This is a genomic window from Mesorhizobium sp. LNJC405B00 (assembly GCF_000502615.1).
Classification (GTDB): domain Bacteria; phylum Pseudomonadota; class Alphaproteobacteria; order Rhizobiales; family Rhizobiaceae; genus Mesorhizobium.
In genome coordinates this window covers 171,347-193,609 of sequence record NZ_AYWC01000001.1, presented here as the reverse complement: position 1 = coordinate 193,609, position 22,263 = coordinate 171,347, and the positions used below count along the sequence as shown (strand labels likewise).

General features: G+C 63.6%; 21 protein-coding genes and 1 pseudogene. 8 read left to right on the top strand and 14 right to left on the bottom strand.

Features of this window, described 5'->3' with window-relative positions; genetic code table 11:
• The first annotated feature begins 323 nt into the window (after positions 1 to 323).
• Both X756_RS164100 and X756_RS164105 read left to right on the top strand, forming a co-directional pair.
• The gene (locus X756_RS164100; RefSeq protein WP_245259859.1) at positions 324 to 860 is read left to right on the top strand and encodes an EipA family protein; all 537 of its coding nucleotides are present in this window, start codon (positions 324 to 326) and stop codon (positions 858 to 860) included.
• 155 nt (positions 861 to 1,015) lie between these two features.
• Positions 1,016 to 2,176 carry a hypothetical protein gene (locus tag X756_RS164105; protein WP_023728295.1) on the top strand — a complete coding sequence of 387 codons (1,161 nt, stop codon included), beginning with the start codon at positions 1,016 to 1,018 and terminating at the stop codon, positions 2,174 to 2,176.
• 38 nt (positions 2,177 to 2,214) lie between these two features.
• Here the strand turns inward: X756_RS164105 and X756_RS164110 are convergent, their stop codons facing one another.
• The 6 genes from X756_RS164110 to X756_RS164135 all read right to left on the bottom strand — a co-directional run bounded on the left by X756_RS164110 (position 2,215) and on the right by X756_RS164135 (position 6,956).
• Positions 2,215 to 3,009 (bottom strand): RNA methyltransferase, encoded by a 795-nt coding sequence (locus X756_RS164110; protein ID WP_023728294.1) that lies wholly within the window; start codon positions 3,007 to 3,009, stop codon positions 2,215 to 2,217.
• Positions 3,010 to 3,080: 71 nt separating this feature from the next.
• Positions 3,081 to 3,419, bottom strand: a complete 339-nt coding sequence (locus tag X756_RS164115) for a metalloregulator ArsR/SmtB family transcription factor (protein ID WP_023669951.1) — start codon at positions 3,417 to 3,419, stop codon at positions 3,081 to 3,083.
• Positions 3,420 to 3,572: 153 nt separating this feature from the next.
• Positions 3,573 to 4,343, bottom strand: coding sequence for a HugZ family protein (locus X756_RS164120; RefSeq protein WP_023728293.1), 771 nt, complete (start codon positions 4,341 to 4,343; stop codon positions 3,573 to 3,575).
• 35 nt (positions 4,344 to 4,378) lie between these two features.
• Positions 4,379 to 5,545 (bottom strand): CaiB/BaiF CoA-transferase family protein, encoded by a 1,167-nt coding sequence (locus X756_RS164125; RefSeq protein ID WP_023711102.1) that lies wholly within the window; start codon positions 5,543 to 5,545, stop codon positions 4,379 to 4,381.
• A gap of 6 nt (positions 5,546 to 5,551) precedes the next feature.
• Positions 5,552 to 6,313: a 3-hydroxyacyl-CoA dehydrogenase gene (locus X756_RS164130; protein ID WP_023683632.1), complete on the bottom strand. Its 762-nt coding sequence runs from the start codon at positions 6,311 to 6,313 to the stop codon at positions 5,552 to 5,554.
• Between the two features lie 106 nt (positions 6,314 to 6,419).
• On the bottom strand, positions 6,420 to 6,956 hold the full coding sequence (locus X756_RS164135) for an N-acetyltransferase (protein WP_023686191.1): 537 nt from the start codon (positions 6,954 to 6,956) through the stop codon (positions 6,420 to 6,422).
• A 271-nt stretch (positions 6,957 to 7,227) separates the two neighbouring features.
• Here X756_RS164135 and X756_RS01000000165075 point away from each other — a divergent pair.
• A pseudogene (locus X756_RS01000000165075) lies at positions 7,228 to 8,215 on the top strand (glutathione S-transferase family protein).
• A 16-nt stretch (positions 8,216 to 8,231) separates the two neighbouring features.
• Here the strand turns inward: X756_RS01000000165075 and X756_RS164140 are convergent.
• Positions 8,232 to 8,732: an NUDIX domain-containing protein gene (locus X756_RS164140; RefSeq protein ID WP_031237675.1), complete on the bottom strand. Its 501-nt coding sequence runs from the start codon at positions 8,730 to 8,732 to the stop codon at positions 8,232 to 8,234.
• Positions 8,733 to 8,803: 71 nt separating this feature from the next.
• On the opposite strand from X756_RS164140, the gene X756_RS164145 reads away from it, so the two are divergent.
• A complete protein-coding gene (locus X756_RS164145; RefSeq protein WP_023683636.1) occupies positions 8,804 to 9,730 on the top strand; it encodes a metallophosphoesterase in 927 nt (308 codons plus the stop codon).
• On the opposite strand, the gene X756_RS164150 is transcribed toward X756_RS164145, so the two are convergent.
• From X756_RS164150 to leuA, 4 genes are all read right to left on the bottom strand, one after another.
• Complete coding sequence (locus X756_RS164150; RefSeq protein ID WP_023691635.1) at positions 9,731 to 10,348, bottom strand: hypothetical protein; 618 nt, start codon at positions 10,346 to 10,348, stop codon at positions 9,731 to 9,733.
• A gap of 84 nt (positions 10,349 to 10,432) precedes the next feature.
• Complete coding sequence (locus X756_RS164155; protein ID WP_023711105.1) at positions 10,433 to 11,236, bottom strand: alpha/beta fold hydrolase; 804 nt, start codon at positions 11,234 to 11,236, stop codon at positions 10,433 to 10,435.
• A gap of 103 nt (positions 11,237 to 11,339) precedes the next feature.
• A complete protein-coding gene (locus X756_RS164160; protein WP_023728291.1) occupies positions 11,340 to 13,109 on the bottom strand; it encodes a hypothetical protein in 1,770 nt (589 codons plus the stop codon).
• A gap of 193 nt (positions 13,110 to 13,302) precedes the next feature.
• The gene (leuA, locus tag X756_RS164165; protein WP_023683640.1) at positions 13,303 to 14,979 is read right to left on the bottom strand and encodes a 2-isopropylmalate synthase; all 1,677 of its coding nucleotides are present in this window, start codon (positions 14,977 to 14,979) and stop codon (positions 13,303 to 13,305) included.
• A 482-nt stretch (positions 14,980 to 15,461) separates the two neighbouring features.
• Here leuA and X756_RS164170 point away from each other — a divergent pair, with 482 nt between their 5' ends.
• Genes X756_RS164170 through X756_RS164180 form a run of 3 tightly spaced genes read left to right on the top strand, consistent with a single transcriptional unit; the run spans position 15,462 to position 17,724 of the window.
• The gene (locus X756_RS164170) at positions 15,462 to 16,628 is read left to right on the top strand and encodes an ATP-grasp domain-containing protein (protein WP_023691631.1); all 1,167 of its coding nucleotides are present in this window, start codon (positions 15,462 to 15,464) and stop codon (positions 16,626 to 16,628) included.
• A gap of 5 nt (positions 16,629 to 16,633) precedes the next feature.
• Positions 16,634 to 17,410 (top strand): alpha/beta hydrolase-fold protein, encoded by a 777-nt coding sequence (locus X756_RS164175; protein WP_023691630.1) that lies wholly within the window; start codon positions 16,634 to 16,636, stop codon positions 17,408 to 17,410.
• Positions 17,410 to 17,724 carry a nuclear transport factor 2 family protein gene (locus tag X756_RS164180; RefSeq protein WP_031192978.1) on the top strand — a complete coding sequence of 105 codons (315 nt, stop codon included), beginning with the start codon at positions 17,410 to 17,412 and terminating at the stop codon, positions 17,722 to 17,724. Before X756_RS164175 ends, X756_RS164180 begins: the two co-directional genes overlap by 1 nt.
• Before the next feature lie 10 nt (positions 17,725 to 17,734).
• Here the strand turns inward: X756_RS164180 and X756_RS164185 are convergent, their stop codons facing one another.
• Positions 17,735 to 19,270, bottom strand: a complete 1,536-nt coding sequence (locus X756_RS164185; RefSeq protein WP_023691628.1) for an MFS transporter — start codon at positions 19,268 to 19,270, stop codon at positions 17,735 to 17,737.
• Between the two features lie 146 nt (positions 19,271 to 19,416).
• Between X756_RS164185 and X756_RS164190 the strand changes: the two genes are divergently transcribed.
• The gene (locus X756_RS164190; protein WP_023669967.1) at positions 19,417 to 20,313 is read left to right on the top strand and encodes a LysR family transcriptional regulator; all 897 of its coding nucleotides are present in this window, start codon (positions 19,417 to 19,419) and stop codon (positions 20,311 to 20,313) included.
• Between the two features lie 53 nt (positions 20,314 to 20,366).
• Here the strand turns inward: X756_RS164190 and X756_RS164195 are convergent, their stop codons facing one another.
• Together X756_RS164195 and X756_RS164200 are read right to left on the bottom strand one after the other, a co-directional pair.
• Positions 20,367 to 21,119 carry an SDR family NAD(P)-dependent oxidoreductase gene (locus X756_RS164195; RefSeq protein ID WP_023728290.1) on the bottom strand — a complete coding sequence of 251 codons (753 nt, stop codon included), beginning with the start codon at positions 21,117 to 21,119 and terminating at the stop codon, positions 20,367 to 20,369.
• A 45-nt stretch (positions 21,120 to 21,164) separates the two neighbouring features.
• Positions 21,165 to 22,253, bottom strand: coding sequence for an AbrB family transcriptional regulator (locus X756_RS164200; RefSeq protein WP_023711109.1), 1,089 nt, complete (start codon positions 22,251 to 22,253; stop codon positions 21,165 to 21,167).
• Between the last annotated feature and the right edge of the window lie 10 nt (positions 22,254 to 22,263).

Genomic DNA, 22,263 nt, shown 5'->3' with positions numbered 1-22,263 from the left:
GAATCACGCTCTCTCCCCAGGCATTCTGAATACACAGCGCCCGAGCGTGCAGCAACAATCCACAATTCTCGTGAGAAAAAACGGCATCTTTGCACAGGATGGGAGCCCGCGCAGACAGTCAGAAACAGCCTTCGAACCGCCATGTTCATGTGGGAGGTTAATGGTTGAAAAAGGATTACGGCATAGTTTGCCCGTAACAGTCATCCTTAACGGCCGCCTAAAGAGCCGGACGGGGTGCGAGGCGTCGGCGAAAGTGCTCCCTGACGGAGATTGGAAGCATGGTTTCCCGATTCTACGACCGGACGTTTGTCCGCGTCTTCTTCATGGCGATTGCCCTCATGGGCGCTCTCGCTTTCTCAACCTCTGCGTCGCGGGCACAGGAATACACCGCTCAGGAGATCGTCGATTCCGGTCACAAGTTCTTCGGCGCGACGTCGGGCGGTCTCGCCACCGTCGTCGAGAAGATTTTTGCCTCCTACGGCCTGCCCAATGGCTATCTGCTCGGCGAAGAGGGCTCCGGCGCGCTGATCGGCGGCCTGACCTATGGCGAAGGCACGCTCTACACCAAGAATGCCGGCGACCATAAGGTGTTCTGGCAAGGGCCTTCGCTCGGCTGGGATTTCGGCGGCGAGGGATCGCGGGTGATGATGCTCGTCTATAACCTCGACGACGTCAGCAATCTCTACAATCGGTTCGGCGGCGTTGCCGGTTCGGCCTATGTCGTGGCCGGCGTCGGCTTCAACGTGCTGCAGAACAACAGGGTGCTGCTGGTGCCGATCCGCACCGGCGTCGGCGCGCGACTTGGCGTCAATCTCGGCTATCTGAAGCTGACGCAGAGGCCGACCTGGAATCCTTTCTGAGCGATTCCGACCGCACTTCGACCCGATCAACAGATTCTGACCCGATGCAGCTGCGGCAAACCCTTGCCGCAGCGCTGGATTTGCGTCATGCGAACATGGCAAAGTCCAGACTTGGCGGTTGCCGGATAGCGGCCCGCCCGTAACGGGTAGTCACCTTGGTTCAGTCGATCCTGTTCTTCGCCCTCGGCTTTCTGTGCGCAGGCTTTCTGGCGCTGCTGGTCGCGCCGGCCATCTGGCGGCGGGCGGTCGCGCTGACACGCAAGCGTGTCGAGGCGTCGGTGCCGCGAACGCTGGCCGAGATCCAGGCCGACAAGGACAGCTTGCGGGCCGAGTTCGCCATGACGACGCGCCGGCTCGAAATCAGCATCAAGACGCTGCGTGAGCAGGCGAATGAGCAACTCGTCGAAATCAATCGCGGCCGCGAGGCGCTGAAGGGCCTGGCGGTCGAGCGCAAGGACAAGAAGCAGGCGCTTTCGGAGCTCGGGGAAAAAAACGAATTGCTCCTGCATCGTGAGCAGCAGATACGACAGCTGTCGGACAGGCTTGCACAAACAGAGCGCATGATGGAGAAGCGCGCGCTCGAGCTGGAAAAGCTCGAGCATATGTACGACGACGCGTCCTTCTCCTCCAGCAATCGTCAGATCGAACTGGTGGCTCGCGAATCCGAGCTGGAAAAACTTGCCAACGACATTTCAGTGCTGCGCGGCCAGCGCAAGGAGGCCGACAGGCGCCATCAGGAAGTCGTCACCGAGGCCAAGGCCACGCGCGATGCCTTGAAGGCCGAAAAGAAAAGAACCGCCGACCTCGACAGAAAGCTCGAGCGTCTGCTCGCCACGCTTGCCGATCGCGAGGACAAGCTCGATCGCCGCGAAAAGGAACTGGCCCGGCTTCGCGAACGGGTGAAGGGCGAGGCTGCGGGAGACGCCGCGGCTGCTGGCCTGGGTGGTGCGCAAGACAGTGCCCGCGCCAGGAACGAGGACATCGACAAGACGCTCGCCAAGCTCGAAGGCGACCGAGAGCGGCTCGAAGCCAGGCTGACGACGCTGGCCCGCGAAAACAAGCGGATGAAGGCGGAGCTTGGCGGTTCTGGATCCGCGAAGCCCGGGAATGGCCCCGGCAATGGCAATGATGCCGGTTCTGCCTTGCGCGAACAGATGAACAATCTGGCGGCTGAGGTCGTCCATTTGACGGCCAAGCTCGAAGGACCTGATTCACCGATCGCCAAGGCGCTGGCGGCGCCGCAGGAAACGCGGTCAGGAACCACCAGCCTGGCCGATCGCGTGCGGGCGTTGCAGAAGGCAGATTTGCCGAGCTGAGTTTCGAGCCCCGGCTTGGAATTGCCTGACTACGCCTATCAGGGCGAAAAATGGTGCAGCGCAATGGCTGACGCGGCAGCAACATTCAGGCTGTCGAACCCTCCCGACATCGCGATCCGCACCGTCCGCAGGCGGGCAAGCAGCCTCTCCGGGAGGCCCTCGCCTTCGGTGCCGAGATAGAGCGCCAGTCGTTTCGGTCGCGTGGCATCGCGAATGTCAGCCTCACCACGCGGCGACAAAGCGACCTGGCCGAAGCCCAACTCGCCTAGCTTCGCGATGAAAGCTTCAGTGTCGCCGAAGGACGCAAAGGGCACCTTCAACGCGGCGCCGACGGAGACGCGGATCGCCTTGCGATACAGTGGGTCGCAACAGGTGGCGTCGACGAAGACGGCATCGGCGCCGAAGGCGGCGGCATTGCGGAAGATCGATCCGATATTGTCATGGTTGGCGATGCCGATGAGAACGACGATCAACGCTTCGGCAGGCAAGGTGTCGAGCAAGGCCTCGGCGGGCTGTGGCGTGCCCTTGCTGCCGATCGCCAATATACCGCGATGCATGTGGAAGCCGGCGATCCTGTCCATGACGGCGCTTGCCGCAACGTAGACCGGCAGGTCGGCAGGGGCCTTGCGCAGGATGTCGTCGAGCCCGGCCAGCCGGTTTTCGAGGACCAGGACCGACTCCGCAGCAAAGCGTCCGGCTGACAGCAGGACGTCCAGCACCACCTTGCCTTCGGCAACGAACCGGCCATGGCGGCCGGTGAGATCGCGCTCGCGGATGTCGAGATAGGCGGCGACCCGCGGATCGCGCGCGTCGTCGATCTGGATCGGATCCATCAATACCTCGGCCGGCGAAAAATCGTCAGCGACGTAAGGAGCGATCGGAGCCGCCAGTCAAGCCCTGCAGGTCAAGTCCCGGCGCGGCGCAGACGCGTTGCCATTTGGGACAAGTCGCCTATCCCGAAAATGCCGTCCAGCATGCGCAACAGTTCGCGCACGGCTTCGGACTTGCAGGAATAGTAGATCATCTGCCGGTCGCGGCGGGTCTCGACAAGATCGAGCGCCCTGAGCTTGGCCAGATGTTGCGACAAAGCGGACTGGCTGAGCATCACCTTTTCGGCGATGGCGCCGACCGACATTTCACCGTCGGCCAGATAGCTCATGATCAAGAGCCGCTTTTCGTTGCCCATAAGGGTCAGAAATGTCGCCGCCGATTCGGCATTGGCGATTAGTTTGGTCGAGACCATCGATGCCCCATGTTTTCCTGCTCATCCAAACGCTATGGGGGCAAATAGCGTTGGCTGCTATAATTCAGCTATGGATCACGCTGCTGATTCAGCGTCGTCTGAATCGTAGATCATTTCGCCCAAATCTCAAGACGTGCTTTTGATTCATGACGATTATCCTTGCGTAGCTGGCGCACGACCGGCTTTGGCCATGTCGACCAGAACCGGCCGCAGGTCGCGCGCGGTCTTCAATGGCTGCGGAAAATAGACCCTGCAAACGGTGTCGCCCGATGCCAGGTCCATGCCCTCGGCATCGAAGCCGGTCATGGTCCAACCATCACCTTCAACCCTGGCGAAATGATGGGCATAGACGGCGATGGCGTCGAGATGGTCGGCATTCATGTGGTCGAGAGCGGATTGTTCGCTGGCGGCCAGCTCGTCGACGATCAACCCCTCGGTGATGAGATCGGCACGGTCGAGCAGGTAGGCCTTGCCGAAGCCGCCATTCAGGCTGGCGCGCTCCGGCTCGAGGCGAAAGATCGAGAAATCGCCGAGCCCGGCATAGAGCTTTGCCTTGGGATTGCGGTTGAGATAGCGCCGCTCGGCGCGGGCATGCGCGCTCGACCCGCGTTCCAGCGGCTGCGCCCGGCAGACCAGCGTTATCCTGGGATGCGCCAGCGGATCGCCCTTGCCGGGTTCGCCGACAAGCAGCGAGCAGCGCGGCTCGGCAAGGATGGCGCCGGTATGGGCTGACAGCGCCGAGACAAGGATCAGAGGCGTGCCATCGATGTCGGTGGCGACTCCGACCCTGGAGGCCAGCGGTGCGCCGGTCGACGGCTCGATCACCGCGAGGGCGCCGAAACGGGCGCTGCGGATCAGCGTTGCGGCCAGCCTGATCGCCTCGGCGTCCGTCGCGCGAATGACGTCCTTCTTCGGCTGGTCCAAAATGCCCACCAGGTAAGTTGATTTTCTAAATCCAGTTATTGGCCAATCATGCCGGCTTTGACAAGCGCTTTGATCTCGGCTGTCGAAAAGCCGAAGCGCGCCAGCACAGTCTGGGGCAGCTGATCGTCATCTTCAGACATGCCGGCAAGCGCCGGCTGCGAGGCCGAGAAGCGTGGCGCGGGCGCGGGGCGCTCGAGCGCACCGGCCTTCACAAATGCGTGACGCGCCCGGTTGTGCGGATGATCCCTGGCTTCGGCCAGCGACAGAACCGGCGCCACGCAGGCATCGCTTGCGGCAAACAGCGCGTCCCAGTCGTCGCGTGTCTTCTGCCGGAACCGGTCGGCAATGGCCGCGCGCATGTCCGGCCACAACGCCTTGTCGTATTGGCCGCGGACAAAATCCTCGCCGAGCGGCAGCAGCCTTGCGAATGCGGCGAAGAAGCACGGCTCAAGGCAGCCGACCGCAACGTGGCGTGCGTCCGCCGTCTCATAGGTGTCGTAGAAGGGCGCACCGGAATCGAGCAGGTTGGCGCCGCGCCGGTCGCTCCACAGACCTGCCGACATGAAGGCGTGTATGGGGGCCGCCAGCATCGAAGCGCCCTCGACCATCGCCGCGTCGATCACCTGGCCTTTGCCGGAGCGCGAGCGCTCGAACAGCGCTGCAAGCACCCCGGCGATCAGCATCATGGCGCCGCCGCCATTGTCGGCGATCAGATTCAGCGGCGGCACCGGCCGACCTTCCTCCCGGCCGATGGCATGCAACACACCCGAATAGGCGAGGTAGGTGATGTCGTGGCCGGCACGACCTGCGAGCGGCCCGTCCTGGCCGAAGCCGGTCATGCGGCCGTAAATCAGCGCCGGATTGCGCGCCAATGCAGCATCCGGGCCGAGACCAAGCCGCTCCATCACACCGGGGCGAAAGCCTTCGACAAACAGATCGGCCTTTTCGGCAAGGCGCAGCAGCAGTTCCGTTCCTTTGGCCTGCTTGAGGTCGACGCGCAGGATGGAGCGGCCGTGACGGTCGAGATTGTACGCATCGGAGAGCGGCAGCAGGGGTTGGTCCGAACCGGTGCGCTCGATGCGCAGCACCTCGGCGCCCATCTCCGACAGCATCAGCCCGGCCAGAGGCACCGGGCCGAGCCCAGCCATCTCGATGACTTTCAGGCCGGCCAGCGGACCGGTCTTCACTGCGCCGGCCGCCATGGCCGTCTATTTCGGCGCCATGCGGATTGCCCCATCGAGGCGGATGGTTTCGCCGTTCAGCATCTGGTTTTCGACGATATGCAGGGCGAGCGCGGCATATTCGGACGGCTCGCCGAGGCGGGACGGGAAGGGCACGGCCGCGCCGAGCGAATCCTGCACCTCCTGCGGCATGCCGGCCATCATTGGCGTCTTGAAGATGCCGGGCGCGATGGTGCAGACGCGAATGCCGGAGCGCGCCAGGTCGCGGGCAACCGGCAGCGTCATGCCGACGACGCCGCCCTTGGATGCGGCATAGGCGGCCTGGCCGATCTGGCCATCATAGGCGGCCACCGACGCGGTGTTGACGATGACGCCGCGCTCGCCGCCCTGCAGCGGTTCGAGTTTGGCGGCACGGTCGGCGACGAGGCGGATCATGTTGAAGGTGCCGATCAAATTGATCTCGATCACCTTGCGGTACTGGTCGAGCGGATGTGGACCATCCTTGCCGATCGTCTTCACGCCGATGGCAATGCCCGCGCAATTGACCAGGATGCGCGCTGGCCCAAGTCTCTTTTCCACCTCGGCGACCGCGGCCGCACCGCTGTCGGCGCTGCTCACATCGCACTGGATGGCGGCGCCGCCAATGTCGCCCGCCACCTTCGATGCCCGGTCGATGCCGATATCGAAAATGGCGACGCGCGCGCCCTTGTCGGCCAGCGCGCGGGCGGTTGCCTCGCCGAGGCCGGAGCCGCCGCCGGTTACGATCGCAATCTGGCCGTTCGGGTTCATGCTGCATGCTCCGTGCTGTTCCAGGTCATGCTACGGAGGTCGCCGCCATGGTGCAACCTGACCAATGGGGATCCATCGCGACCGGTGCCGCGACCGATCCTGGAGCTCAGGCCATCACTGGTGCCTGCTCCGCGATCCTGGCAAGGCTGGCATGGCCGACCTCGCCGGAGAGCCGCGCCACGGCACCGGGCACGATCTCGTGGGACAGCAGCCGGTCGAGGTCGACCGGGCGCGGCATGGAGATCTGGCCGCGGGGGATCTTTCTGAAGCCGAGCGGGCCGTAATAAGGCTCGTCGCCGACAAGGATCACCGCCGGCGCGCCGGCCTTGGCGGCCGCCTCCAGCGCGATCGCCACGAGCCGGCGGCCGATACCGAGATTCTTGAAGGCGGGCCGCACGGCGAGCGGCCCGAGCATCAGCGCGCGTCCGGCGCCGGCGGCGATGCGGGTCATGCGCACCGAAGCAACGACGATGTCGCCATCCATGGCGACAAAGGATAGCGAGCGCTCGTGGCCGCCGGTCTCGCGAATCTTGTAGGCGGCCAGCACGAAACGGCCGGGGCCAAAGGCTTCGTCGTTGATGGCTTCGATTTCGGGATCATGCGCCGGAGTTTCCGGCAGGTATTTCACGTCGGCAAGGCTCATGGTCTTCGCGGTCCGATAAAGAGGAAAGGTTGCTGCAAGCGGCAGCGTTCGCCAGTCAGCGCTTTCTAAGCGCGGGCGCCCTTTCGTCGTCGGTCAAACCGGATCAAGCCAAGATCGAACATGCGGAGTGTCCGCTAGCATCAATTTCCGGCGGCTGCAATCGGCTGTTTTCATCCGGCGTTTCATACGAGTGACGCTCTGTTCAGCAGATGACGGCTTCGGCATTGCCGCCTTGCGACTACATTGGCCAAGGCACGCAAGGAGATTTCGTATGGGATTGCTGGTCGAAGGCAAATGGCAGGACCGTCCGGCCAATGTCGATAGCAGCGGCACGTTCATCCGCGCCGAGACGCAGTGGCGTGACTGGATCACGCGCGACGGCGCGCCGGCGCAAGGTCGTACGCGCGGCTTCAAGGCCGAGCCCGGACGCTACCATCTTTATGTCTCGCTCGCCTGTCCGTGGGCGCACCGCACGCTGATCTTTCGCGCGCTGAAGAAGCTAGAAGACATCATCCCGGTTTCAGTCGTGCATCATTTCCTCGGTGCTGAGGGCTGGACGTTTTTGGCCGAGGATGGCGCCACCGGCGACACGCTCAACGGCCTCGAGTTCCTGCACCAAATCTACACCAAGGCCGATCCAGCCTATTCGGGCCGGGTTTCGGTGCCGGTGCTGTGGGACAAGAAGGAAGAGACCATCGTCTCCAACGGAATCCGCCGAAATCATCCGCATGCTCAATTCGGCCTTCGACGAGTGGGGCGATGCCGCTCTCGATTTCTATCCGCCAGGCCTGCGCGGCGAGATCGACAAGGTCAATGCGCTGGTCTTTCCCGCCGTCAACAACGGCGTCTACCGCGCTGGCTTTGCCACCACGCAAGCGGCCTATGAAGAGGCGTTCGGCGAGCTGTTCGCGGCGCTCGACACGCTGGAGGGCCGACTGTCAAAACAGCGCTATCTCACTGGCGAGCGTGTCACCGAGGCCGATTGGCGGCTGTTCACCACGCTGGTGCGTTTCGACCCGGTCTATGTCGGCCATTTCAAATGCAATCTGCGCCGCATCGCCGACTATCCGAACCTTTCGAACTATCTGCGCGACCTCTACCAGGTGCCCGGTATCGCCGGCACGGTGAACCTGCACCACATCAAAATGCACTATTACGGCAGCCACGAGAGCATCAACCCGACGCGCATCGTGCCGGTCGGGCCTGGGCTCGACTATGGCGCGCCGCACGACCGGGCGCGGTTCAGGCAGGCGGCGTGAGCATCGGATTGACAGCCTACCAGAACGGCGATACCGGCTCGCCTTCAAAAACCTCGGCAAGCCGCCGCAGCGTCGCCGGCGTCGTGCCATGCGGCAAGCGGTCGAGCGGAAAGAAGCCTGCTTCGGCGATCTCGTGGTCCGGCAGTTTCGGCGCGGTCTGGTTGAAGGTTTCGATGAGATAGAGGCCGACATGGTCGCGGCGGCTGGAGCGGCGGTTGAAATGCATCGATTTCAGCACCGGCTGGGCTGTCAGCGCGATGTTGCCTTCCTCGGCCAGTTCGCGCACCAGCGCCTCACCGAGCGTCTCGCCGACTTCGACGCCCCCGCCCGGCAATTGCCAGCCGGGAACATAGGTGTGGCGGATGAGGAAGACAGTGTTCGAGGCGCGATCGTGGATCAGGCCGCGCACGCCCAGCGTCATCGGCCGCCGCAGCAGGAAATAGAGATGGAACAGCCTTGCCCTGAGGCCTGCCCAGCCGGTCTGGCGAAACGCCTGCTCCGGGTCCGATATAGCCATGACTAGCGAAACCGTGGATGGGCAGGAAACAGTGAGTGGAAAGCGGGGAGCGCGTCGCCTATGAAGGAAGGATGTTCAGGCTCGCGCATATTTCCGATGTCCATCTGGGGCCGCTTCCCGGTGTAACCTACCGCGAACTCGCGTCCAAGCGCGTCGTCGGCTACGTCAACTGGCAGCGCAACCGCCGCCGCCATATGCACGATGCCGTCATCGACACCATCGTCGCCGACATGAAGGCGAGCACACCCGACCACCTCACCGTTACCGGCGATCTGGTCAATCTGGCGCTCGACGGCGAGATCGAGATGGCCAAGCACTGGCTTGAGACGCTGGGTTCGCCGGAGGATGTCTCGGTGGTGCCGGGCAACCACGACGCCTATGTGCCGGGCGCCTTCGACAAGGTCTGCCGCTCCTGGGCGGCGTGGATGAGCGGCGACGGCGTGACTGCGCCGATCGACCGCAACGCTTTTCCCTATCTGCGCGTACGCGGCAATGTCGCGCTGATCGGCGTTTCGACGGCGCGCGCCACGGCGCCGTTCATGGCCAACGGCTTCTTCCTCGAAGGTCAGGCGCAAAGGCTGGCGACAGTGCTCGACGCAACGAACAAACGCGGCCTGTTGCGGGTGATCATGATCCATCATCCGCCGGTGCGCGGCGCCGTCGCCCAGCAAAAGCGCCTGTTCGGCATCTCCCGCTTCCACAAGACCGTTCATAGGCATGGCGCCGAACTCGTGCTGCACGGCCATTCGCATCTGCCGTCGCTGTTCTTCATCGGCGGGCGCGGCGCCAGGATTCCGGTCGTCGGCGTCGCCGCCGCCGGGCAGTCGCCAGGCAGCAAGAACCCGGCGGCACAGTACAATCTGCTCGATATTGACGGGGAGAAGGGCAATTGGCTGATTCGCCTGACGCGGCGCGGCCTGACCGGGCCGGCCTTGCCGCCATCGGACCTGCAGGTCATTGAACTCGGCGCGCAGACACCGAGGCCTCCAGATCGTTGATCAGAAGCTGATCTTCATCGCCATCAGGCGATCCCAAAACAGCGCGGCCGCCACCGCCAGGCCAACAAGCGCGCCGGCGGCGACCAAGCCGAGACCGGAAAGGAACGTCGACCAGCTCTTGCCTGGCGCGGCTGCTTGCAAGGGCGGCTCCGCTTCCGGCACGGCGGCGCGTTTCAGGTCGGCGACGGCCGGCTCGACACCGCCCTCCATCATGCGCTGGCGCTCGACGATACGCTCCGCCACATAGCGCGTGACCTGATCGGCGACCGGTTTCATATCGGTCGATTCGGCGAGCACGACGCGGCCGATGCGGGTATCCCTGAGAAAGCGGTAGGTGCGGCGGTCGCGCCCCATGGCGACATGGCTGACGGCGTCGATCCACAGGCGGGGCTGCAGGCCGGAGGAGACGACGAAGTCGAAATTGTCCATGTCGGCGGGCACGTCGGCAAAGACCGGGGCGAGCTCGGCGGCGAGCAGATCAAGCCGCATCCGGTGCGCCTCGCGCATGTCGACCACGACATCGTCGCGATCGGCGAAGGCATTTTTCACATCGCGAACGGCGTCGGACAGTTTGCGGGAGGTGTCGATGGGGGTGATGTTTTCGCCAGTGTCCTTCATCGGCGTCGCCTCGCTGATATGGTTAATTGCGAGTTAACACAGGCGGCGGCAAAATGCACTGGCGAGATGCGGGGCGCAAGTAAGTTAGCTCGCCGCGGCCTCGAATGTCGGGCGCAGGCGCCTGCCGCGGCGTGCCATGTTTCGGCGCACGGCCTGGGCGACCACATCAGGCACTTCCTCGACCAGCATATGGCCGGCATCGAGCACGTGATGAATATGAAAATGCGCCGGCAGACAATCAGCCTGGGTAAAGGGCAGCACCGGATCGTCCGTTCCCCAAACCACCATCACCGGCATGTCGAGGGTGTCCAGCTGTTCGCGGGGTATGACCCCCTGCCGCTCGTTCCTGGTCATGACGGCCGATATCTCAATCAGCTTGCGCAACTGGCCGGGGCGACGGCGTAGGTCCGCCAGGACGCCAACGATGCGTTCGGGCGGCGGGCTTCGCGGTCCCGACATGGCGGCAAGGCAGGCGCGGATTTCCCGTCTGTCGGCGGCCGCGGCGTAGCGGCGCAACAGCGGTCCGTTGATCTCTGACCCAGCACCGCCCGGCGCCAGAAGCGTCAGCGAGCCTATCCTGTCAGGCTCGGCAAGCGCCATCAGGGAGGCGACCGCACCGCCCATCGAATGACCGGCGACATGCACCCTTGCTATCCCGCGTGCGGCGATATCCGCGAGAACCGCTCGCGCCGCTGTTTTGGCCGGGCCGCTGCCAGGGAATTCGAGAGACAGTCCGTGTCCCGGAAGATCGTAGGCCAAAGTCCTGATATCGGGCCCTAGCGACGCGGTCACCTCGCGCCAGATATCATGGCAACCACCGAAGCCATGCAGCAGGACGACCGTCTTCGGCCCGGCGCCCCGCTCGGCAACATAGAGGGATGAGACCATGAAAATGTGCGATTATTGCAAGACTGGAGAGGAAATTCGAATCGAGGCTGGATTGCTCCCAGTCCAGACCGATGGCCAGTAAAGTTTTCGCGATCCGGAAAGACTAGCTGGCGTTGCCTAGGCCCGCGGCGCGCAGCGCCTCAACCAGCCGGTCGGTCAGATCGGCGGGATATTTGCGCTCGGCGAAGGCCGCGCGCGGATCGGCGGCGAATTTCGGGAATTTGGTGGTCAGCTCATCCAGAAGCTTGGCTGCCAGCTGTTCGCGGCCGGCAGCCTTGGCGCCGATCAGCCGCGCCGCCAGATAATGCGATTTCATCGCCGTCGTGCGCAGCGACTCGCTGGCTATCGCGGCCTTGTTCATGTCGCCCAGCATGAACTGTCCGGCGAAAAGCCCAAAATCCCACCATGTCGGATGGCCGCTGAACGTCTCGACGGCATGGGTCAGGATCGGTGTTCCCTCGGCATATTTGCCGGCAAAGATCAGGCCATAGCCGTAAGCGGCAGCCATGCCGAGGTCGTAGGGGTTGAGCTCATAGGCCTTGCGCATCCAGCGGATCGATTCCTCGGTGTTGCCGAGGCGCGAGTTGAGGTAGCCATAGGCGCGGTGCGCATAAGGGCTGGTCGGTCCCATCTGGATGGCGCGATGGGCGAAAGACATTGCCTGATCGACCGTCGCGCCAGGCGGATAGGCGTAATGATCGGTGGCGGCCTCAAGGGTCAGGGAGGCCAGTTCCGAATAGACCAAGGACGATTTCGCACCCTGGCCGGCGAGGTTGTCCAGGCAGCGATAGGCAGCCTCGTGCGTCCTGGTGCTCTGGTCGAGATAGTATCTGTCGTTGAGGATCAGGCAGCTCGTCAGCCCGGTCTGAATGCCGTTCTGTTCGATGTAGCTGTAGAGGGGGCCGGAGGCGGGAATGGTCGAGCTGAGGATGGCGGCGATACGATCCTCGACGGTGCCAGGTGCGCTGTCGGCGACCGTCAGACTGCGGGACAAAAGCACGCGGCCGGTCGCCACGCTCTGCAGTTCGAGCGTCACGTCACCTGCCATTGGTCCCGGCAGGACATCGAAAACGAAGCTGGTCGGGTCGGTGCTCGGATCGCGCTTGCTGTCGGCGTCGCGGCCGATGAAGTCGATCGTGTCGAAACCGGCAAGGCCGGCGCGCAGCGAAGCGGCGACGCGGCCCGCCTCGGGTCCGGTGGCCTTCACCGCGATGAAGACGAGGGGCAGGGCCTCCATCGACGGCGATGCGATGCTGCTCGTTACGCCCGCGGTCTCGACCACCGCGGTAGGATCGCTGCTGGCAAGCAATGCGCCGCTGCCCTGGCGCAGGATGAGCACGCCCAGCATGAGAATGACCAGCGTCATGGCGACCCAGAAGAACTGGAGATGGCGCGCCAGCGAAGGCCCAGGTTCTGTAACCCCCGAAGCTGTCGCGGCAGCGGGAACGGCGTCAAGAGCCGCCTGGTCGGGCGATCCGGGCAAGGCGGCTACCGCCGCCGCAAGCGGCTCCTGCCCAACCGGCAGGCGTATGGCGTTGAGCTCATAGGACGGCACGTAGCCGCCGCGCGGAATGGCAATGCGAACCGGTTCGGCTATGCCTTCATTGGCGAAATAATGCTGGAGAAGTTCGCGCAGCCGGCCTGCCTGCACCCGGACAACGGCGTCGGTCGACGAATCGAAATCGCCGTCCTTGCCGAAGACGTCCATGGCGATGGAGAAACCCTTGAGCCTGTCGGCTTCGCCGGCCTGCTCGCGCTCAACAAGATAGCGCAGCAACTTGCGCGCGCGCTCGGAACGTCCGAACGTTTCGCTGGCGAGCAGTCGCTCCAGTGTCTCGCGCACTGCGGGGGCGGCAGGCGTGGCATGCTGCAAGTGTCGATCCTCTCGAAGTCGGCACAGGTTGAGGCGCAATCATATAGAGCCTGCACTTCCATACAAGCATGCTTATGTTATGCGATCGCGTAACACACCGGATAGTTGCCGGTGGTTGACACAAAAGACCGGAATTTCCCTCGGCAAATGGGGGATTTCCGGGCGCCGCGGACATTCGGCGCCCGGGAAAATATCAGCCGGCCTTGCGGCCGATTATCCGGTTGGCGGCCGAAACAACGGCTTCCAGCGAGGCGGCGACGATGTTGGTGTTGATGCCGGCGCCGAACAGCTTGCCGCCGGGATATTCCATCTCGACATAGGAAATCGCCGAGGCGTTCGAGCCGCGCTGGAGCGAATGTTCGGAATAATCAAGCACCGACATGTCGACGCCAACATGACGCGACAGCGCATCGACGAAGCCGTCGATCGGGCCGGTGCCGGAGCCGGCGATTGTCGTCTCCTTGCCGTTGTCGAGGATCACCGCCTCGACCACGCGCCGGCCCTTTTTCTCGGTATCGGGATAGGTGTGATGGTCGAGGAACTTCAGTCGTGCGCCGGGCTGGTCGACATAGGTTTCGATAAAGCGGTCATGGATGCGTTTTGCCGGCACTTCCTTGCCTTCGGCGTCGGTGATCGCCTGGATCTCCTGGCTGAACTCGATCTGCAGGTTGCGCGGCAGATTGAGGCCGTAATCGGCCTGCAGCACATAGGCGATGCCGCCTTTGCCCGACTGCGAGTTGATGCGGATGATCGCCTCGTAGCTGCGTCCGACATCGGCCGGATCGATCGGCAGATACGGCACTTCCCAGACCGGCGTGTTGGCCTTCTTCAAGGCCTTCATGCCCTTGTTGATGGCGTCCTGGTGCGAGCCGGAAAAGGCGGTGTAGACGAGTTCGCCGACATAGGGATGGCGCTCGGAGATCTTCAGCTGGTTGGAATATTCGTAGACGTCCTTCATCCGGTTGATGTCGGAGCAATCCAGATGGGGATCGACCCCTTGCGTGTACATGTTGAGCGCCAGCGTCACGATGTCGACATTGCCGGTGCGCTCGCCATTGCCGAACAGCGTGCCTTCGACGCGGTCCGCACCCGCCATCAGGCCGAGCTCGGTGGTGGCGATGCCGGTGCCGCGATCGTTGTGGGGGTGCAGCGAGATCAGCAGGTTCTCGCGGTCGTCCAGGTTGCGGCACATCCATTCGATCCGGTCGGCATAGATGTTGGGCGTCGACATCTCGACCGTCGACGGCAGGTTGATGATCAGTCTGTTGTCGGCTGTCGGCTTCACGATCTCGGTGACGGCGTTGCATATCTCCAGCGCGACTTCGAGCTCGGTGCCGGTAAAGCTTTCGGGCGAATATTCGAAGCGATAACCGCCGCCGGCTTTGGCCGCCATGTCGGTGATCATCTTGGCCGCGTCGGTGGCGATGCGCTTGATACCGCCGACATCCTTCTCGAAGACGACGCGACGCTGCAACTCGCTGGTCGAATTGTAGAAATGCACGATCGGGTTGGTGGCGCCCTTCAGAGATTCGAAGGTGCGGGTGATGAGTTCGGGACGGCACTGCACCAGCACCTGTAGCGAAACATCAGCCGGCACATTGCCTTCCTCGATGCACCAGCGGGCGAAATCGAAATCGGTCTGCGAGGCCGAGGGGAAACCGATCTCGATCTCCTTGAAACCCATGTCGAGCAGCAGGGCGAACATGCGCGCCTTGCGCTCATGACCCATCGGATCGATCAGCGCCTGGTTGCCGTCGCGCAAATCGACCGAGCACCAGACCGGTGCCTTGTCGATGACCTTGTTGGGCCAGGTGCGGTCGGTGAGACCGACCGTCGGGTAGGGCTGGTATTTTCGGGCCGCGCCCGGCATGTGGCCGGCCGCGCGTTTTACGCTTTCGGCTTCGCCGGCGCGGATGTCTTCTCGTGCGTTCATCGTCTTGTTCTCCCGGCGGCTCGCGGATCGGTCTTCGGACGGATTCCAGGGCGAGCAGCGCCTTATCAGATTTTCGTTCGCTTGATGTGAATTGCCAATTTCTGAACTGGCCAAGGAGCGTGCGCGTAAGCGGCGGTTCGACCGCCGGGCGCTCCTTCAGCGAACCCGGCGATCGCCGATAAGGCCGAGAAGAAGCAGGGTCGATGCCAGCGCGCGCACGGTCTCGCCGGCAAAGCCGGTCGGACGGGAAGCGACGGAGGAGACGCGCGTGTTCATGGCGGGGTTCATACAGGAGCCGCCATGGACAGGCAAGTGGGCTGCCATTCCACCACTCGCGAGCACTCTTCCCCATGCGCGGCAAATGCGCCAGACTTGCGTGTAGCCGAGCCCGCAATGCTTCGCCGTCGGAGGGATCATCCGTGAATTTTGTTTTCTTCTCGCCGCATTTTCCCGCCAACGGCGCCGATTTCTGCGACCGGCTGAAAAAGGCCGGCGCTACGGTGCTGGGCATTGGCGATGCGCCTTATGAGGCGCTGGACGGCAAGCTGAAGGTGGCCCTGTCGGAATATTACCGCATCGCCGACATGGAGGACTACGATCCGGTGTTCCGGGCCATGGGTCATTTCATCCACAAATGGGGCCGGATCGAGCGCTTCGAGTCACTCAACGAGCATTGGCTGGAGCTGGAGGCCAACATCCGCACCGACTTCAACATCTACGGAACCAAGCTCGATTTCGTGAAGAATTTGAAGCGCAAGAGCCGCATGCGTGCATTCTTTCGCAAGAGCGGCGTCGACACCATCGCCCAGCGCAAATGCTCCGACCGGGCCGGTGCCATGACCTTCATCCGCCGCGTCGGCTATCCCGTGGTGGTGAAGCCCGATTCCGGTTCCGGCGCCTCGAACACCTTCAAGATTTCCAACGCCAGGGAGCTTGACCAGTTCTTCAGAGACAAGCCCGAGGACGTGACCTTCGTCATGGAGCAGTTCATCGAGGGGCTGGTGGTGACCTTCGATGGGCTGGTCAACCGTGACGGCGAGGTGGTGCTGGCGGCCAGCCACCGCTACGACCAGAGCATCATGGAAGTGGTCAACAAGGACCGCCACATGAGCTACACCTGCTTTCCCAAGGTCCGACCGGCGATCGAAGAAGCCGGCCGCAAGATCCTCAAAGCGTTCGACGTGCGCGAGCGCTTCTTCCACATCGAGCTGTTCGAAACCAAGGACGACCGCGTCATCGCGCTTGAGGTCAACATGCGGCCGCCCGGCGCCTGGATGACCGATGCGATCAACTACACGTTCGACATCGACGTCTACGCGGCCTGGGCGGACATGGTGGTGAAGGATGCCGCCGGCGGGCCTTACGAGGGCAAATATTTCACCGCCTATGCCAGCCGCAAGCGGCGCCTCGACTATTTGCACAGCCATGAGGACGTAATAGCCGCGCATCGCGACAAGATCGTCCATCATCAGCCAATTGAAGAGGTTTTCAGCCGCGCCATGGGAAATTACGCCTACCAGATGCGCTCGAAAGAAGAAGCAGCACTGCGCGCGGCCGTCGCCTACATCCACGCGGAAAAGGCTTGAACGCGATGGACATCTCCTATCACAAGGGTTTCTCCGGCAATCTCGGCCGCGACATGGAATACAAGCGCTACGGCCATGCCGGCCGGCCGGTGGTGGTGTTCCCGACGTCGCAGGGGCGGTTCTACCAGTTCGAGGATTCCGGGGGAGTTGGAGCGCTGGCCGAATTCATCGATACCGGCCGCATCCAGCTGTTCGCGGTCGACGGCATCGATTCGGAATCGTTCTTCAACAAGCATGCCGGCGCCGCGCACCGCATCGGTCGCCATGAGGCTTATTTCCGATATGTGCGCGAGGAGGCGCTGACGGAGTTTCTGGCGACCGCTGAGCAAGCCAATGGCGGGCGCAAATTAAAGCCGCTGTTCACCGGCTGTTCGATGGGCGGTTATCATTCCACGAATTTCGTCTTTCGCTTTCCCGAACTCGCCAGCGGCGTCATCGCGCTGTCGGGCGTCTATTCGGCGGGCGACTTCTTCGGCAAGGCGCTGGAAGGCGATATCTTCTACAATTCGCCGCTCGACTATCTGCCCGGCATCGTAGACCCAAAACTGCTTGCCCGGCTGAAGGCGCTGAGGATGATCTTCTGCTGCGGGCAGGGCGCCTGGGAAGAGCGGATGCTGGTCGAGACCCGCAGGCTGGAACAGATCCTGCGCGACAAATCCATTCCCGCCTGGGTCGACTATTGGGGCGGCGATGTCAGTCATGACTGGCCATGGTGGCACAAACAGCTGGTCTATTTCTTCGGCCGCTGGCTGGATGATGATCTGATGCACCGGCTCGATTGATGACCACACCCGAACCTATCCGCCGCTTTATCGAGGCCACCAATGCGGGTGATAGCGAAGCCGTTCTCCACACGTTCACAGCCGACGCGTCCCTGACCGACTGGGGGCGGTCCTTCCAAGGCCGCCAGCAGATCGCGCGCTGGAACCAGTCGGATAATATCGGCGTGAAGTCCAATCTTCGCATTGTCCGCATCGCCGAGGTCGAGGGCAGCTACCGCGTCCGCATTGCCGTGAAAGGCAATGGCTTCAACGGTGAGGGTGACATGACCTTCGTGCTCGACGGCCACCGCATAGCGAGCCTCGTCATCTCCTGACGCGGCTCAGCTACCCTTCCTGGCAAACCGGCAGAGCAATGGTCTCGTGTTCCACCGCCGATCCACGGCGCAAGCCGAGAAAGACGACAAGGGCGGTGACGATGGTGATTGCCGCCAGCACGATCAGCAGCCTGTCGAACGCGATCTCATAGGCCTGGACCAGGACCGTGGCTCCGGCACCCGGCAAGCGGGCTGCCGCTTCGCCGATGTTGCCGGTCACCAGCAGCTGCGCGGCGGCGGTTGCATCCAGGGAAGACGCCGTTCCCTGAGCCGCCAGTTGGGCTGCCGTGAAACCCGACAGGACTGCCATGACGATCGCCAGCGCCACGCCTTCGCAAGCGACGCGGGTGGTGTTGAAGATGCCGACCGCCATGCCGGCACGCTCTTTCGGCACGACGCCGACGGCAAGTCCGTCCATCAGCCCCCAGGGCAAGGCGATGCCGACGCCGATGAGGATCAGCGGCGCCACCAGCGCTGCGACGACAGGCGGTGTCAGGCTCAGCCAGACAAGGCCGCCGGCGGCCACAAGCAGGCCGACACCGCAGATCGTTGCCGGAGCGATCCAGCGCGCTACCTGGCCGGCGAGCAGTGGCAGGATCAACAGCGGTCCCGACAGGCAGATCATCAACTGCCCCGCCTTGATCTCGCTCATCCCCTCGATGCCGATGAAGCGGATAGGCAACAGCACCAGCAGGACGACGAAGCCATAGGCGGGAGCGGCCGCCAGGAACTGGACGCCGACGAAGCGGGGAAAGCGGAACAGCGAGAGATCGAGCATCGGCCGGCGCACGCGCCGCTCGACGACGACGAAAGCGGCAAAGCAAAGGGCGGCCGCCACGAGAAGCGCGATCACCAGGGGATCGGTCCAGCCGCTCTGCGGCGCTTGCAGCATGCCGTAGGTCAGCGATGCCAGCGCGATCGTAAAGGTGCCGGCTCCCGCCCAGTCGAGGCCGGTCGCATCCGGATCGCGCGATTCCCTGATGGTGCGCAGGCCGAGCAAAGCGGCTGCAATCGCGAGCACTGCCACCAAGACGAAGATCGATCGCCAGCCGAAAGCATCTATGAGCAGGCCCGACGCTATCGGCCCAAAAGCGAGGCCGATGCCGAAACTGGTGCCGAGGAAGGAGAAGGCGCGCAGCCGCAATGGCCCATCGAATTCCTGGGCAAGAGCGGAGGCGCCGCCGGCAAAGGCGGCGGCACTGCCGAGCCCTTGCGCAGCCCTGAGCACATCGAACCAGACGATATCAGGGGCAAACATCGATCCCAGCGATGCCAGCACATAGGTGGCGAGGCCAACAAGGAAGAGCCGCTTGCGGCCATGATTGTCGGCCAGCGCGCCTGATGCCATCAAGGTGGCGGCGAAGGTCAGCATGAAGGCGTTGGTCACCCAGTTGAGCGCGATCGGGCTGCCGCCGAGGTCGGCCGCAATGCGGGAAAGCGCGACGGCCGGGCCGGTGAAGGTCAAGGGCATTGTCATGGCGGCAAGGCATACCGACAACAGGACAAGCCATGGCGCGACCGCGCCGTTTGTGGTCTTCGAGGTCATGGATTTCCTATCTGAACCAGGATCCGCCGGCCTGCCGCAAACTTGCTGCGCCGGTCGTAATGCGAAGATAGGCCCGCGACACTTCGAGAAAAATAGTGTTAAATCTCCAGATATATCGGACTGAAACGCTCGAATGGAGAGATCCGATGGAACGCCTCAATGGGCTCCTGGCCTTTGCCCGCACGGCTGAGTTCGGCAGCTTCATCGCTGCGGGCCGCACGCTCGGCATCTCGGCATCGGCCGTCGGCAAGAGCGTCGCCAGGCTCGAGCAGGATCTCGGCGTAAGGTTGCTTCAGCGCAGCACGCGCCGCATCGGCCTGACCGAAGAGGGCAAGCTGTTCAACGAGCGGGTGCGGCGCATCCTCGACGACATCGACGATGCCGAGGCGATGCTGTCGCGGAGCCGCGAAACACCGCATGGGCGGCTGCGCGTTTCGACGCCGATCGTGACCTATCATTTGCTGTTCCCGGTGCTGTCCGAGTTCATGGCGCGCTATCCCGAAATCGAACTCGACATCGACTTTAACGACCGCATCGTCGACCTCATCGACGAAGGCGTCGACATCGCGATCCGCAGCGGCGACCTGCCGGATTCGCGCCTGGTGGCGCGGCCGCTTGCACCCTTCCGGCTGCTGTTGTGTGCGGCACCCTCCTATATCGAGCAGCACGGCAACCCGAGCCGCCCGGACGATCTCGTGAACCATTACGGCATCCGCTTCCGCTTTCCCAACAGCGGCAAGCTGCAAGGCTGGCCGTTCATCGGCGGCAGCGCCGAGCCGCAGGTCCGCTCGATGCTGACCTGCAACAACACGGAGGCGCTGAAGGGCGCCACGATGGCCGGGCTCGGCATCAGCTCGATGCCCGATTTCCTGGTCCGCGAGGCGCTGCGTGACGGCCTGCTGCGCACGGTGCTGGACGACCATGTCGACGGCCGCGGCCAGTTCCGGTTGCTTTGGCCGTCCAATCGCCATTTGTCGCCAAAGGTTCGCGCCTTCGTCGACTTTCTTCCCGACCGGCTTGCCGCGACGCTGAGCGGCTCTTGAATTAGTCCTTCGCGGCCGACAGCGACGGCGACAGCAAGGAACAGCGGCGCTTCTCAGTAGGTGGCGCGGCCGCCGGAGAGATCGAACGTTGCGCCGGTGGTGAAGGAATTTTCGTCCGATAGCATGAAGGCGATCATCGCAGCCGCCTCTTCGACTTCGACGAACCGGCCTCGCGGCACCTTGCCCAGCATGTAGGCGACCTGGGCCTCAGTGAGCTGTTCGAGGATGCGGGTGCGGGCGGGCGATGGGGTCAGCGCATTGACGGCGATGTCGTGGCCAGCCAACTCCTTACCGAGCGATTTTGTCAGCGCGAGCACGCCGGCCTTGGCGGCGGAATAGGCGGCGGCATTCGGATTGCCTTCCTTGCCTGCGACCGAGGCGATGTTGACGATGCGGCCGTAGCTGCGCGCGATCATGCCGGGCACCAGGCGCTTGCAGCAGTAGAAGACGCCGTTGAGGTCGATGTCGATTATCTGGCGCCAGGCGGCAGGATCATAATCCGCCACCGTCGCTGCCGGTCCGGCGATGCCGGCATTGTTTACCAGCAGATCGACCGGACCAAGCGAGCGCTCGGTTTCGGTCGCGGCGCTGTCGACGGCCTCCATCAGCGATTGATCGCACAGCAAACCCTCGACCCGGCCGAGCGGGGTGAGTTCGGAAACGGCCTTCGCCATGGCGGTCTCGTCCACATCCCAGATGGCGACGCTGGCGCCCGATGACAGCAGTCGCCGGGCGACAGCAAGGCCGATGCCTTGCGCGCCGCCGGTCACCACGGCGACCCGGCCTGAGAGATCGACGGCATTCACACGACGTTTCATGGGCACTTTTCCTCTTCCCTGGATATTTGAATCTCAGTCCCTGACGGCTCTCGCCACCAGCCGCGCTATGCTCGGCCCGGCGATGAGCACGACCAGGAAGCGGGTCGACTGCAAGGCCATGACGAAGGATATGTCGACGTTCTGCGCGGCGGCGGCAATGATGGCGACGCTGTCCATGCCGCCGGGGCTGGTCGCGAGATAGGCGGTCAGCGGATCGATACCAAGGACGTGGCTGATCAGCCAGGCTAGCCCGCCGCAAAAGGCGATCAGCACGACGATAGAGCCGACGATCTGCGGCAGCGCCCGTGTCGCATGACGCAGGATCGCCCGGGTAAAATTCAGCCCTATCGACCAGCCGACCATCGCATAGGAGAGCGCCAGCAGCCATGGCGGCAATTGCATCGCCACGCCGAAGCCGAGATGGACGATGGTGCCGATGATGAAGGTGCCGAGGAAGAAGGGTGACGGCAGCCGGCACAACCGGCCGAGCAGGCCGCCGACCAGCGCCACGCCGAGCGTGGCGGCAAAGGCTGCCGGTTCGATCGGCGGGAACCAGACGATGGCTGGTACCTCGATGCCCGAAGTGTCGACCCACATCTTGGCGACGAGTGCTGCCGTCATCGAGACGAAGATGACGCGCAGATACTGCATGAAGGCGACGAGGCGCTGATCGGCGCCGAAGGCACCGGCCATCAGCACCATGGCAGTGGCAGCACCCGGCGACGAGCCCCAGACCGCGGTGGTGCCGGGCAGGATGCGCCAGCGGCTGATCAACCAGCCAAGCAGGCTGGACGCCGCAAGGGTCGCCAGCACCACGACAAGGACCAGCGGCCATTCCTTGTAGAACACCGAAAAAATGTCGGTGGAGATCGACGCCGCGACCAGACAGCCGACCAAGGCCTGGGCGGCGGCGAACAGCGGCCGCGGCACGCGCACCGTGGCGCCATTGGTGCCGGCAAGGATCGCCGCCAGCATCGGGCCGATCAGCAGCGCCGCCGGCAGTGCGGCGTATTCCAGCGCGCCGGCGAACAGCAGCGAGACGATCAGCAGCACCAGCCACTGCCGAACCGGACGCATGCGCGCCATGCGTTCGACGGCCGGTTGGTCTGGCGAAGAGTCCATGTTTGGGTCT